This is a genomic window from Sphingopyxis granuli, assembly GCF_001559015.1.
GTDB lineage: Bacteria > Pseudomonadota > Alphaproteobacteria > Sphingomonadales > Sphingomonadaceae > Sphingopyxis > Sphingopyxis granuli.
In genome coordinates this window covers 873,689-887,918 of record NZ_CP012199.1, presented here as the reverse complement: position 1 = coordinate 887,918, position 14,230 = coordinate 873,689, and the positions used below count along the sequence as shown (strand labels likewise).

At 68.7% G+C, this 14,230-nt stretch carries 10 protein-coding genes; 8 read left to right on the top strand and 2 right to left on the bottom strand.

The window, feature by feature from the left end; genetic code table 11:
- The first annotated feature begins 61 nt into the window (after positions 1-61).
- The gene (locus SGRAN_RS04170; protein WP_067180857.1) at positions 62-4,798 is read left to right on the top strand and encodes an autotransporter domain-containing protein; all 4,737 of its coding nucleotides are present in this window, start codon (positions 62-64) and stop codon (positions 4,796-4,798) included.
- 52 nt (positions 4,799-4,850) lie between these two features.
- Here the strand turns inward: SGRAN_RS04170 and SGRAN_RS04165 are convergent, their stop codons facing one another.
- Together SGRAN_RS04165 and SGRAN_RS04160 are read right to left on the bottom strand one after the other, a co-directional pair.
- Positions 4,851-6,503 (bottom strand): DUF885 family protein, encoded by a 1,653-nt coding sequence (locus SGRAN_RS04165; protein ID WP_067180854.1) that lies wholly within the window; start codon positions 6,501-6,503, stop codon positions 4,851-4,853.
- Between the two features lie 44 nt (positions 6,504-6,547).
- A complete protein-coding gene (locus SGRAN_RS04160) occupies positions 6,548-7,723 on the bottom strand; it encodes a pyridoxal phosphate-dependent aminotransferase (RefSeq protein ID WP_237233740.1) in 1,176 nt (391 codons plus the stop codon).
- A gap of 132 nt (positions 7,724-7,855) precedes the next feature.
- Between SGRAN_RS04160 and SGRAN_RS04155 the strand changes: the two genes are divergently transcribed.
- Genes SGRAN_RS04155 through SGRAN_RS04125 form a run of 7 tightly spaced genes read left to right on the top strand, consistent with a single transcriptional unit; the run spans position 7,856 to position 14,205 of the window.
- Positions 7,856-10,156 (top strand): bifunctional salicylyl-CoA 5-hydroxylase/oxidoreductase, encoded by a 2,301-nt coding sequence (locus SGRAN_RS04155; protein ID WP_067180851.1) that lies wholly within the window; start codon positions 7,856-7,858, stop codon positions 10,154-10,156.
- Between the two features lie 16 nt (positions 10,157-10,172).
- Positions 10,173-10,934 (top strand): SDR family NAD(P)-dependent oxidoreductase, encoded by a 762-nt coding sequence (locus SGRAN_RS04150; protein ID WP_067180848.1) that lies wholly within the window; start codon positions 10,173-10,175, stop codon positions 10,932-10,934.
- Positions 10,931-11,428: a MarR family winged helix-turn-helix transcriptional regulator gene (locus SGRAN_RS04145; protein ID WP_237233739.1), complete on the top strand. Its 498-nt coding sequence runs from the start codon at positions 10,931-10,933 to the stop codon at positions 11,426-11,428. The genes SGRAN_RS04150 and SGRAN_RS04145 overlap by 4 nt, the downstream gene beginning before the upstream one ends.
- A complete protein-coding gene (locus SGRAN_RS04140; RefSeq protein WP_067180845.1) occupies positions 11,425-12,234 on the top strand; it encodes an enoyl-CoA hydratase family protein in 810 nt (269 codons plus the stop codon). The genes SGRAN_RS04145 and SGRAN_RS04140 overlap by 4 nt, the downstream gene beginning before the upstream one ends.
- A complete protein-coding gene (locus tag SGRAN_RS04135) occupies positions 12,234-13,400 on the top strand; it encodes an acyl-CoA dehydrogenase family protein (protein WP_067180842.1) in 1,167 nt (388 codons plus the stop codon). The genes SGRAN_RS04140 and SGRAN_RS04135 overlap by 1 nt, the downstream gene beginning before the upstream one ends.
- The gene (locus SGRAN_RS04130; RefSeq protein WP_067180840.1) at positions 13,400-13,804 is read left to right on the top strand and encodes an acyl-CoA thioesterase; all 405 of its coding nucleotides are present in this window, start codon (positions 13,400-13,402) and stop codon (positions 13,802-13,804) included. The genes SGRAN_RS04135 and SGRAN_RS04130 overlap by 1 nt, the downstream gene beginning before the upstream one ends.
- A complete protein-coding gene (locus SGRAN_RS04125) occupies positions 13,801-14,205 on the top strand; it encodes a RidA family protein (protein ID WP_067105367.1) in 405 nt (134 codons plus the stop codon). Before SGRAN_RS04130 ends, SGRAN_RS04125 begins: the two co-directional genes overlap by 4 nt.
- Positions 14,206-14,230: the final 25 nt, after the last annotated feature.

Genomic DNA, 14,230 nt, shown 5'->3' with positions numbered 1-14,230 from the left:
GGCGCTTCGACGAGGAAAAAGCCGCTTCGGCGGCGCAACGAACGGATGACGGGGGCAAGACATGATTCTTTCGCTGAAACAGAAATTTCTCATTTCTTCGGCCTTCCTGGTCCCGGCCGCCGCGGCGCAGGCCCAGACCGTCGGCATCGTCAACGATCAGGCCGCGCGCCTGTCGATCGACGTCGGCCCGGCAGAGACCGTCTGCGGCGACGGGATCGGCATCCTGGCGAACAATGGCCCCGTCGACGTGACCAACGCCGGGGCGATCTGCGGCAACGGGACGAGCGGCAGCAACGACAGCCCCGACGGGGGCATCGTCCTCCGCGCCGGTTCGTCGCACATCGTGAACAGCGGGACGATCAACGCAACGATGTTCGGCATCGCCACCGATGCCTATTACAATGCTGAAACCGACAGTTTCGAATCGAACGCCCCGCGGACCCGCGTCGAGAACAGCGGACAGATTATCGGCAGCCAGAACGACGGCATCCGCCTGTTCGGCGGCGGCAGCGTCACCAACAGCGGCTCGATCCAGGGCCAGTGGGGACCGCTCACCGACGGCGTCTCGATGCTGGCGTCGGCCCTGACGCCGGGCGAAGCGGTCACCCTCGACAATGCGGCGGGCGGGACGATCGCGGGCGCGCGGTTCGGCGCCATCCTCAGCGGTCCGTCCACCATCGACAACGCCGGCACGATCAGCGGCGGCGAGGCAGCCATCACGGTGCAGAGCGACCCGATCCTCGGCGGCACGGCATCGATCCGCAACGGCGGCACGCTGACCGGCGGCGACGGCGTCCGCGTCGGCGGCCTGCTCGAACAGGCGCTGATCGACAACAGCGGCACCATCTCGGGCACGGACGCCCATGGCATCGTCAACGATCAGCCCGGCCTGCTGGTCGTCGACAATCGCGCCGCGGGGCAAATTTCGGGTGCCCGGTCCGCGATCGTCGCGCGCGGCGGCGGCGTCACCGTCACCAACGAGGGCGTCATCCGCGGCAACGGTGCCGATGCGGGCAATACCACGCCCGACGGCGGCGTCATCCTGCTGGCGGGATCGTCGTCGATCGTCAACGGCGGCACGATCAGCGGCGCGACATTCGGGATCGCGACCGACGCCTATTACAATGCGGCGACCGACAGCTTCGAATCGAATGCGGGGGCCACGTCGATCCGCAACAGCGGGACGATCATCGGCGAGGCGAATGACGGCATCCGGCTGATGGGGGGCGGCACCGTCGTCAACAGCGGCACGATCCGCGGCGTGTCGGGATCGCTGACCGACGGCGTCTCGATGCTCGCTTCGGCCCTGCGGCCGGGCGAGATCGTCAGCCTCGACAATGCGGCCAGCGGCCTGATCACGGGCGACCGTTTCGGCGCCATCCTCTCCGGCCCGTCCGCCATCGCCAACGCCGGCACGATCAGCGGTGGGGTGGCGGCCATCGCCGTCCAGAGCGACCCGGTCCTCGGCGGAGCGGCGGCGATCCGCAACAGCGGCACGCTGACCGGCGCCGACGGCGCCACCTTCGGCGGCATCCTGGAGCAGGCGTCGCTCGAAAACAGCGGCACCATCACCGGAACGGCCGGGTCCGGCATCGCGAACAACCAGTCGGGCGCGCTGACGATCGACAATCGGGCCGGGGGCACGATCACCGGCGCGATGTCGGGCGTGCTGGCGCGGCTGGGGGCTGTGGATATCGCCAACAGCGGCACGATCCGCGGCAACGGCGCCGCGGCATCCGACGCCGGCGTCTTCGTCTCCGCAGGCGAATCGCGCATCGTCAACGAGGGCGTCATTTCGGGCGCGGGCGGCGGCATCGTCGCGGGCGATTTCCGCGAGCCGGGCACGAACGACCTCATTGTTTTTGCGGCGGCGACCGAGGTCGCGAACAGCGGCACCATAGCCGGCGAAAGCAACGACGGGCTTCGCCTGATGGGCGGCGGCAGCGTCACCAACAGCGGCACGATCAGCGGCACCGGCGCCAGCCTTGCCGACGGCATCTCGATCTTCCGCCACGATGCGCAGGCGCAGGCCGATTATGTCGCGCAGGTCACCAACGCCGCCGCCGGCACGATCATCGGCGAGCGGTTCGGCATCATCCTGTCGGGCGGCGGCACGATCGCCAACGCCGGCACCATCGACGGCACGGTCGGCGGCGTGCTGGTGCAGGGCGATGCGGGCGGGCCCGACGGCTTCACCGCGAGCATCGTCAACAGCGGCACGATCGCCAGCGCCGACGGCGCGGCGCTGATCAGCTTCGTCCGGGCGACCGTCGAGAATAGCGGCACGCTGCGCGGCGGCGCAGGCGTCGCCATCGAACTCGGCGACTATGACGACAAGGTGACATTGCGCACGGGCAGCGCGATCACCGGCGCGATCGAAGCGGGGGCAGGCACCGACACGCTCGCTCTCGAAGGCGACATATTGGAACTCACGACCGCGCAGATGCTCGGCGCCGCGCATGATTTCGAGATATTGAACGTCGACGCGGGCTATTGGTCGACCTCGGGGGCGGTCGGCGCCTTCGATACCGTGTCGATCGGCGCGGGCGCAGCCCTGCACATCAACGAAGCCGCCGGGGCGAACCCGATCGGTGCCGCGTCGGTGGCGAACGCCGGACGGCTCGTGCTCGATTTCGACGACGATGCCGCACTATCCGGCTTCGCGGACATCGCCATGACGGGAACCGGCGCAGTCGAGCTCGTCGGCGACGCCGTGCTCACGCTGGACACCGCCAACATGGCCCACAGCGGCGGCACGACGGTTGCGAACGGCGGGCTCGTCCTGACCGGACAGCTCGCCGGCGACGTCCGGACACAGGGCGACGGCGTCTTCACGCTCGGCGCGGGCGGCACCGAAGGAAGCTTTGCGGGCTCCATCGTCAACGATGGCCGCTTCGTCTTCGACCGGTCCGACAGCTATGATTTCCTCGGCGCCTTTTCGGGCAGCGGCATCCTCGACAAGCGCGGCGCCGGCACGCTGGCCTTCCTCGGCGATTACAGCTTTCAGGGCGTCACCAACATCTTCGGCGGCTCGGTCCGCATCGGCGGCGTCATCGCGCCGGAAACGCAGTTCGACCTCGGCGCCGAGGGGACGCTCGACATCACCGGTACGGATCAGGTGATCGGCGGCCTGTCGGGCGAGGATCATTCGCAGGTCGTCGTCGGCGCCAACCAGTTGACCGTCGACCAGAGCGACGACAGCAGGTTCGGCGGCACGATTTCGGGGACCGGCGGCCTCGTCAAGACCGGCGCCGGGACGCTGAACCTGACCGGCGACAATGTCTACACCGGGCCGACGACGATCAACGGCGGCACGCTCGCGGTCAACGGTTCGATCGCCTCGCCGGTGACGATCAATGCGGGCGGCGTGCTCGGCGGCAACGGCACGGTCGGTTCGACCACCGCGCTCGCGGGCGGCATCATCGCGCCCGGCAACTCGATCGGGCGCCTGACGGTCGCCGGCGACCTCGCGTTCGCGGCCGGGTCGACCTATGAGGTCGAGGCCAATGCCGCGGGCGAGGCCGATCGGATCGACGCGACGGGCCGGGTCACGATCAGCGCCACGGCGAAGGTCGCGGTGCTGGCGGAGAGCGGCGATTACCGGCCGCGCACCGACTATGTCATCCTGACCGGCGCGGGCGGCGTCGAGGGACGCTTCGGATCGGTGACGTCGAACCTCGCCTTCCTCGATCCGCTGCTGCGCTATGGCGCCGATCGCGTGACGCTGTCGCTCTATCGCAACGACATCGGTTTCGCCGACGTCGCGCTGGGGTTCAACCAGACGGGCGTCGCCGCGGCCATCGAATCGCTCGGTTTCGACAATCCCCTGTTCGAGGCGGTGCTCGTGCAGAGCGCGGCGACCGCCCAGACGGCCTATACCGAGCTGTCGGGCGAGCTGCTTTCGGGCGCGGTCAGCGGGCTGACCGACGAGAGCCGCCATCTGCGCGGCGCCCTGCTCGGCCTTCCCGTCCCGGACGAAGGCGGCCTGTTCGTGTGGGGATCGGCCTTCGGCGGCTGGGGCGATTTCGATGCCCGCGGCGGCCAGCGCGCGATGGACACCGATCACAAGGGGCTGGTCGCCGGCGTCGGCATCGGCGGCAACGGCTTCGCGGCGGCGCTCTCCGCGGGCATCGGCAACTCCGATTTCCGGCAGGGCGGGCGCGGCGACCATGCGGACGTCGACAGCAAATATCTGGCGCTCCATGCCCGCTACGGCACCGGCACGGGCTTCAGCGGCGCGCTCGGGGTCAGCTATGGCTGGCACGCCATCGACACCAGCCGCACCGTCACCGTCGCGCCGCTCGCCCAGACGCTGACCTCCGGCCGCGACGCCGACACGCTCCAGCTCTTCGGCGAAATGGGATATGATCTGGCGGCGGGCGGCGCCGCGATCACGCCCTTCGCGCGCCTCGCCCATGTCCGCACCCGCAGCGACGATTTCGCGGAGACGGGCGGCAGCGGCGCGCTCGCCGTCGCCGACGCCGGGCAGGACACCAGCTTCCTCAGCCTCGGCGTCCGCGGGCGCCTCAACGCCGACGCGCCGGGCTTTCAGCCCTATGCGTCGCTGGCGTGGAACCGCGCGTTCGGCGACCGCGCGGCGCTGGCGAACGGCCGGTTCGTCGCGGGCGGACCATCGTTCGCGATCCGCGGCAGCGCGATCCCGAAGAATGCGGCGGAGGTCGAGGCCGGCTTCGACTATCGCGCGGGCGGCTTCCACATCGGCGCGGCCTACAGCGGCGCCCTCGCCTCGGGCCGCCAGAGCCACGGCGCGCGGATCACGGCGCGGATCGCCTTCTGACCGGGATCGTCGGCCCGCACGCGGCGCATCGGCTTCGTGCGGGTCCTTTCGTTCAGCGCAGCGCCCGGATCTCGTCGTCGCGGCCGGTCATTTCCCAGCGGATGAGCGAGATCGGGATCGACCCGGCGGCGCGGAAACGGTCGTGGAAGGATTTGATGTCGAACCTGTCGCCTTCCTGCATCGCGACGTCGGCGAGCAGTTTCTCGAGCTCGACCTTGCCCATGTAATAGCCGATGCCATAGCCGGGCTGGCGCAGATAAAGCTCGATATCGAACTGCGCCACCGCGTCGCCGGGCTCCATCCACTTCGGCGTGCGCGCGATCAGCGAGGCGTTGGCCTGCTTCCAGGTCCATTCGTTCGCCTGCATCTTCAGCTCGGGCAGGATGCGCGCGGCGCGCTTCGCGCCCAGGATATAGTCGATCTCGCGCGTCTTGGGCCGGTCCTCGAGCAGCCCGGCCTGCAGGATCATCTCTTCCAGATAAAAGGCCCAGCCCTCGTTGCGCAGGCCGTTGACGAAGAACAGGCGCGGCTTGCCGCGGATCGGCCGCGTGTCGCGCGCCGCCTGCAGCGCGTCGAAGGCGTGGCCGGGCAGGTTGTGCGCGCGCAGCGGGCGCCCGTCGCGGAACTCCGCCTGGAAGAAGAAATGGAGATGCAGCGGCGGATCGAACAGCCCCGGCTTGGCCGGGTCCTTCTCGAACGGGAACTGATACGGCCCCTCCTCGGGATCGTGCTGCACATAATCGGGGATCGTCACCCAGTCGCCGTCGCGCAGGAATTTCAGCAGATCCTCGTCCTCGGCCTTGCGCTTGGCATCGAATTCGGCGCGCGTCTGCACCGGCTCGGGCATCGCGATATTGCGGTTGCGATGCTCCTCGATCTTCAGGAAGGCCACCTGCCGCTGATATTCGCGCTCGCCGATCACGGCGATGTCCTCGGGCGTATAGGGCAGCAGCAGGACGTTCTTCAGATACCAGGCATAATTGTCCCGGCCGACGCCGCCGTGCGCCGGAAGCCCCGCCTCGATGCTTTCGAGCCACGCCTTGAACTCCGCGGCGGCGGCCTGCGCCCGCTTCGCCGGCGCGACCAGCGCGGGCTGCACCTGCGCCGCCCGCGCCGCGAGCTCGCCATAGACGTTCACCTCGACCTGCTTCTGCGCGATTCCCAGCCGGGCAAGGTCGCCGCGCGGCTCGGTCAGGTTGACGCGCGCCTGGCGCAACGCTTCGGGCACGGCGTTCAGCCGCGCCGCGAACTCGGCCAGCTTGTCCTTGGGCAGCGGCAGTTTCGGGATCGCGATCGCGCCGTGCATCTTCGGCCCGAAGCCGAGGTTGGTGGTGCTGTAGAAAGCGGGGTCGCGCTTCCACGGCTGAACGACGCGGTGCTGGAATTCCAGCCCGCGCATTTCCGCGAGCACGACCATGTAATCGACGCGCTCGGACACCGGCCAGCCGCTGTCGTCGATCGCCGCGAGCCGGGCCTGGAACCGCTTCAGCTCCTCATATTGCTTCGCCATCGCCGGCGGCGAATAATCGGGGACGCCCTTCACCATCGGCGGCGGCACGAAGGCGCGGAACGCGTCGTAGAGCGCGACGAGCGCCGCATGGTCCGGGCGCGCGGCCTGGTCCTGCGCGGCGAGCGGCGCCGCCGCGGCAAGCGACAGCAGCGGCATCGCGGTCAGCGCGGCGGCGAGGTGAAGCGTCTTTCTCATGGCATGTCCCTTTCGTCCTTCCGTCGCGGCGCGCACGGCCGGGGCTACAGCGTGTTGAAGAAGCGGGTGAGCCGGTCCATCGCCTCGCTTACGCGCGCTTCCGATTCCGATCCGAAACAGATGCGCAGGTGGCCTTCGCCGCTCGGGCCGTAAAAGCTGCCCGATTCGACGACGACATGCGCCTCCTGCAGGATCGCCATCGCAAGCTCCTGCGAACCGCGCCCGGTGCCGCTGATGTCGGGAAAGGCATAGATGGTGCCCTCGGGCTCGGCGCAGGTCACGCCCGGCATCTGGTTGAGCGCCTGGACGACGATGTCGCGCTTGCGCCGGTCGGCCTCGACCAGCGCGTGCATCGCGTCCTGCGGCCCCTCCACGGCGGCGCGCGCGCCCTCCTGGACGAAGACGTTGACGTGCGTCACGTCGGTCATGGTGATGCGCAGGATCGCGGGCATCAGGCGGGCGTCGGCGGTCAGATAGCCGACCCGCCAGCCGTCCATCGAATAGGCCTTGGTGAAGGCGAAGCAGGTGATGGTGCGCTCGCGCATCCCCGGCAGGCTCGCGATGCTGACATGCTGCGCCTGGTCATAGGTGATATATTCATAGACCTCGTCCGACAGCACGAGCAGATCGTGCGCGATCGCCAGGTCCGCGACCGCCTGAAGCTCGGCGCGGCTATAGACGCGGCCGGTCGGGTTGGCGGGGTTGATCAGCACGATCATCCGGGTCCTGTCGGTGATCTTCGCCGCGATCTTCTCTTTCGAGATCGCGAAATTGTCGGCCTTGTCGAGCTCGGCGATCACCACCTTGCCGCCGGCGAGTTCGGTCTTGCCGACATGCTGCGGATAATAGGGATCGAGCAGGATGACCTCGTCGCCCGGATCGATCGCGGCCATGAACGCGGCGAACGACGCATGCGTCAGCCCGTTCGTCACCAGCACCTCGTCGACGCCGTAATCGAGGCCGTTGAAGCTGCGCAGCTTTTCGACCAGCGCCTGCCGGAACGACAGCGTGCCGCGGAAATCGCCATAGTGGACGATGCCCGCGTCGAGCGCCGCCTTCGCCGCTTCCTTGATATGCACCGGCGTGTCGGCGTGCGGCCGTCCGAATTCGAGGTGGATCAGGTCGGCGCCCTGCGCATCGAGCTTCGCCGCCTCGTCATACATGCCGAAGCTTTTCTTCGATCCCGTCGTCAGACGCTGTGCCGGCCACTTCATCATCATGCCTCCGATGCTGTCCATACACGTGAATAATTGCATGATATATGATATTTCAAGCTTAAAATTTTAGGCTTGAAGCTTTTCCGGCATGGGCTTAGGAATCGCCGCATCGTCAACGGTAGGGAGTCGTTCGCAGTGAAGATCGCATGCGTGGGCGGCGGCCCGGCCGGCCTCTATTTCGCCATCTCGATGAAGCTGCGCGACCCCGCGCACCAGGTCGACGTGTTCGAGCGCAACCGCGCCGACGACACCTTCGGCTGGGGCGTGGTCTTTTCCGACCAGACGGTCGAGAATCTGATGGCGAACGATCCCGTCAGCGGGGCGACGATCCGCGACGAATTCGCGCATTGGGACGACATCGACGTCCATATCCACGGCGAATGCATCCGGTCGACCGGGCACGGCTTCATCGGCATCGGCCGCAAGCGGCTGCTCCGCATCCTGCAGGACCGCGCCCGCGAACTGGGCGTCCGCTTCCATTTCGAAACCGAGATGGGGCCCGATCTCGCCGACTGGGTCGATTACGACCTCGTCATCGCCGCCGACGGCGCCAACAGCCGCATCCGCGACGCCTATGCCGAACATTTCGACGTCGACATCCAGACCCGCCGCAACCGCTATATCTGGCTCGGCACGCACAAGACGTTCGACGCCTTCACCTTCGCCTTCGAGCAGCTCGAAGAAGGCTGGGTGTGGGCGCACGCCTATCGCTTCGACGACAATCTCTCGACCTTCATCGTCGAGATGGCGCCCGAAACGTGGGAAAGGCTGGGCCTCGACCGGCAGGCCCCCGACGAGGCGATCGCGTGGAGCGAGCGCGTGTTCGCCAGATATCTCGACGGTCACAAGCTGATGTCGAACGCGTCGCATCTGCGCGGTTCGGCCGCGTGGCTCAATTTCCGGCGCATCATCACCGGCCAGTGGTCGCACGACAAGTTCGTCCTGCTCGGCGACGCCGCGCACACCGCGCATTTCTCGATCGGGTCAGGAACCAAGCTGGCGCTCGAGGACGCGATCAAGCTTGCCGAGGTGCTCAACCGCCCGGGTCTCGCCCGCGCGCAGGCGCTGGAGGAATATCAGGCCGAACGCAGCATCGAGGTGCTGAAGCTGCAGAACAGCGCGCGCAACTCGACCGAATGGTTCGAGACGCTCGACCGCTACCTGCCTTTCCAGCCGATCCAGTTCGCTTACTCGCTGCTCACCCGCTCGCAGCGCGTCAGCCACGAAAATCTGCGCCTGCGCGACAAGCGCTGGCTCGAAAGCGTCGAACGCTGGTTCCAGGCGCAGGCGCCCGGCGGCCGCAACGACAGCGCGCCGCCGATGTTCGCCCCCTACAAGCTGCGCGACATGCAGCTCGAAAACCGCATCGTCGTGTCGCCGATGGCGATGTATTCGGCGGTCGACGGCACGCCGGGCGATTTCCATTTCGTCCACTACGGCGTTCGCGCGCAGGGCGGCGCGGGGCTGGTCTATACCGAGATGACCTGCGTCTCGCCCGAGGCGCGGATCACCCCGGGCTGCCCCGGCATGTACGCGCCCGAGCACGCCGCCGCGTGGCGCCGCATCACCGAGTTCGTCCACCGCGAGAGCAAGGCGAAGATATGCCTCCAGCTCGGCCATTCGGGCGCCAAGGGATCGACGAAGATCGGCTGGGAAGGGATGGACGAGCCGCTCGACGAGGGCAACTGGCCGCTGATCGCCGCGTCCGACGTGCCGTGGAGCGGATCGAACCAGACGCCCCGTCCGATGACGCGCGCCGACATGGACATGGTACGCGACCAGTTCGTCGCGGCGACGCGCATGGCGATCTACGCCGGCTTCGACATGGTCGAGATGCACGCCGCGCACGGCTATCTCCTGTCGAGCTTCATCACGCCGCTCCAGAACCGGCGCACCGACGAATATGGCGGCAGCCTCGAAAACCGGCTGCGCTTCCCGCTCGAGGTCTTCGCCGCGATGCGCGAGGCGTGGCCCGCCGAACGGCCGATGTCGGTCCGCATCTCGGCGACCGACTGGATGGGCGACGCCGGGGTGACGCCCGACGAGGCGGTGCTGATCGCCGAGGCCTTCCGCGCCGCGGGCGCCGACCTGATCGACGTGTCCGCCGGCCAGACCTGGGCCGATTGCAAGCCCGTCTATGGCCGCATGTTCCAGACTCCCTTCGCCGACCAGGTCCGCAACGAGGCGCGCGTGTCGACGATGGCGGTCGGCAACATCTTCGAACCCGACCATGTCAATTCGATCCTTGCCGCCGGCCGCGCCGATCTCGTCGCGCTCGGGCGCCCGCACATGATCGATCCGATGTGGACGCTGCGCGCCGCGGCGCAGCACGACTATCGCGGCGCCGCGGTGCCCTCCCCCTATCTGAACGGGATGAGCCAGCTCGCGCGCAACATGAAGCGTGCGGCCGAACAGGAAGCCGCCCTGCGGGGCTGAGGCGGGAGGAGCCCCAATGCGTTTGCAGGACGTGCATGCCGTCATCACCGGGGGCGGATCGGGAATCGGTGCCGCCATCGCACGGGCGCTCGCGGCCGAAGGTGCGCGGCTGACGCTGATCGGGCGCAGGCGCGACGCCCTCGAAGCGACGGCGGCCTCGCTGCCCCACGCGCATGTCGCCCCCGCTGACGTCGCCGATCGCGCGGCGGTGGAGGCGGCGTTCGACAGCGCGCGCGGCGCCCATGGACCGATTTCCATTCTCGTCAACAACGCCGGGATCGCGCCGAGCGCGCCATTCGCCCGCGTCACGGCCGAAGCATGGCGCGGCGCGATGGCGATCAATCTCGACGCCCTCTTTCATTGCTGCCAGGCGGCGCTGCCCGACCTGCTGGCGGCGCCCGCCGGACGGATCGTCACCGTCGCCTCGACCGCGGGGGTGAAGGGCTATGCCTATACCGCGCCCTATGTCGCATCGAAGCATGGCGCGATCGGCCTGATGCGCGCGCTCGCGATCGAATATGCGGCGACCGGCCTCACCGCCAACGCGGTCTGCCCGGGCTTCACCGACACCGACATCGTCGGACAGGCGGTCGCCAATATCCGGGCGAAGACCGGCCGCAGCGAAACCGAGGCGCTGGCCGAACTGACGCGCTTCAACCCGCAGCGGCGGCTCATCGACCCCGTTGAGGTCGCGGAGGCGGTGCTGTGGCTCTGCCTGCCCGCCAGCCGGTCGGTGACCGGGCAGGCGGTGATGGTCGCGGGTGGAGAGGTGATGTGACCGCCCCCGCCGCGATCCGCGAAAAGCACGATGGCGCGATGGGCGCGCACGGCAACGTCCGCCTCTGGCTGCGGCTGCTGACCTGCGCGACGGTGATCGAAAAGCGCATCAAGCGCCGTTTCGCCGACCGGTTCGGCGTCACCCTGCCGCGTTTCGACGTCATGGCCGCGCTCGACCGCCATCCCGAAGGCATGACGATGGGGCAGTTGTCGCAGGCGCTGCTGGTTTCGAACGGCAATGTCACCGGCGTCGTCCAGACGCTCGCCCGCGACCGCTATGTCAGCATCGCCCCGTCGCCGACCGACGGCCGCGCGTCGATCGTCCGCCTGACGCAACAGGGGCGCGAATGCTTCGCCGGTCTCGCCGACGCGCACCACGACTGGATCGACGCGATGCTCGCGGGGCTCAGCCGCGACCAGCGCACGGCACTCTATGATCTGCTCGGCGCGCTCAAGCACTCGCTGGCCGCCGACACTGGAAAGGAAGAGGCATGAATCCCGAAAGCTTTTCGCCCGAACATTTCGGCTGGCGGTTCGACGCCGGCGTCGCCACGGTCACGCTCAACCGCCCCGAACGCAAGAATCCGCTGACCTTCGAAAGCTACGCGGAACTGCGCGACACCTTCCGCGCGCTCGTCTACGCGCCCGCGGTCAAGGCGGTGGTCGTCATCGGCGCCGGCGGCAACTTCTCGTCGGGCGGCGACGTGCACGAAATCATCGGGCCGCTCACGAAGATGGCGATGCCCGAACTGCTTCAATTCACGCGAATGACCGGCGATCTCGTCAAAGCCATGCGCACATGCCCGCAACCGATCATTGCCGCGATCGACGGCATCTGCGTCGGTGCCGGCGCGATCATGGCGATGGCGTCGGACATGCGCATCGCGACCCCGGCGGCAAAGACCGCCTTCCTGTTCACGCGCGTCGGCCTCGCCGGGTGCGACATGGGCGCCTGCGCGATCCTGCCGCGCATCATCGGCCAGGGCCGCGCGTCGGACTTGCTCTACACCGGCCGGATGATGGGTGCCGAGGAAGGCGAACGCTGGGGCTTCCACAACCGTCTCGTCGAACCCGACGCGCTGCTCGACGAGGCGCTCGGCCTCGCCCGCTCGCTCGCCAGCGGCCCCACCTTCGCGCACGGCATCACCAAGACGCAGCTCAACACCGAATGGGCGGTCTCGGTCGAAACCGCGATCGAGATGGAGGCGCAGGCGCAGGCGATCTGCATGGCGACCAACGATTTCCGCCGCGCCTTCGAGGCGTTCGCGGACAAGCGCAGCCCCGAATTCGCGGGCGACTGATGGCCGACCGCAGCTTCCTCGACTGGCCGTTCCTCGACGACGGTCACCGCCGCCTCGGCCGCGAGCTCGACGACTGGTGCGCGGCGAACGTCGCGCACGCCCATTCGGAAGATGTCGACGGCGAATGCCGCGCGCTGGTCCGCGCGCTCGGCGACGCCGGCTGGCTGCGCTACTGCGTCCCCACCGCCTATGGCGGGATGCACGACACGCTCGACATCCGCTCGCTCGCGCTGATCCGCGAAACGCTGGCGCGCCATTCGGGCCTCGCCGACTTCGCCTTCGCGATGCAGGGGCTCGGGTCGGGCACGATCAGCCTGTTCGGGACCGAGGCGCAGAAGCGCGCCTATCTGCCCGACGTCGCGGCGGGGCGGAAGATTGCGGCCTTCGCGCTCACCGAGCCCGCCTCAGGCTCCGATGTCGCGTCGATGGAGACGACCGCGACCCGCACCGGCGACGGCTATCGCGTCGACGGCGCCAAGACCTATATCTCGAACGGCGGCATCGCTGACTATTATGTCCTGTTCGCCCGCACCGGCGAGGCGCCCGGCGCAAAGGGCGTGTCGGCCTTCATCGTCGATGCCGACACCCCCGGCCTCGCGGTGACCGAGCGCATCGCCGTCATCGCGCCGCATCCGCTCGCCACCCTGACCTTCACCGGCATGGCACTGCCCGAAACCGCGCTGCTCGGCGAATCTGGACGCGGCTTCGCCGCCGCGATGGCGACGCTCGACATCTTCCGCACCACCGTCGGCGCCGCCGCGCTCGGCTTCGCGCGCCGCGCGCTCGACGAGGCGACTGCGCGCGCGCGGGTCCGCAAGCTGGGCGCGGGCACGCTCGCTGACAATGCGGTGACGCAGGCGAAGCTCGCTGAAATGGTGCTCGACGTCGACACCTCGGCGCTGCTCATCTACCGCGCCGGCTGGCTCCGCGACGTGCGCGGCGAGCGCAACACACGCGAGGCGGCGCTCGCCAAGCTGCACGCCACCGATAGTGCACAGCAGGTGATCGACAAGGCGGTGCAGATGTTCGGCGGCCTCGGCGTCACCGTCGGCACACCGGTCGAGGCACTCTATCGCGAGGTGCGGGCGCTGCGCATCTACGAGGGCGCGTCGGAGGTGCAGAAGGTCGTCATCGCACGCCAGCATCTCGCCCAGAGCGTGCCCTGATGTTCCACACCAGCCTGCCGCTGCGCTTCGCACACTGCGACCCCGCGGGCATCGCTTTCTATCCGCGCTATTTCGAGCTGTGCGATGCGGCGATCGAGGACTGGACCGCAGCGGTGCTGGGGATCGACCGCCGCACGCTGCATCTCGACATGCGGCTCGGCCTGCCGACGGTCAGCCTGCACGCCGAATTCGCGACGCCGAGCCGCCTCGGCGACCGGCTCGATTTCACCGTCGCGGTCACGCGGGCCGGCCGCAGTTCGGTCGATCTGGCCGTCGCCATCGCCTGCGCGGGCCAGCCCCGCTTCTCCGTCCGCTACACCCAGGTGCTCATCGATCTGGCGCAGGGCCGCTCGCGCCCCTGGCCGCCCGAGCTTCTCGACCGTCTGAACAAGGAAATATCATGACCGCTCATCAAGCATTGCTCCCCCCCGGCTGGAAGCGGCCGCGCGGTTACGCCAACGGCGTCGCGGCGACCGGCCGCATGGTCTTCACCGCCGGCGTGGTCGGCTGGGATGCCGAGGAACGCTTCGTCAGCCCCGACCTCGCGGGCCAGTTCCGCCAGGTCCTGGCCAACACGCTGGCGATCCTCGCAGAGGCCGGCGCGGGCCCCGAGCATATCGTGCGCATGACCTGGTATGTGACGAGCCGCGACGAATATCTCGCCAGCCTGCCCGCGATCGGCGAAGCCTATCGCGACCTGATCGGCCGCAACTTCCCCGCGATGGCGGTGGCCGAGGTCGTGGCGCTGGTCGAGGCCGAAGCGAAGATCGAGATCGAGACGATCGCGGTCGTCCCCGAAGCGTGAATCGAGCCCTCCCCTTCGGGGGAGG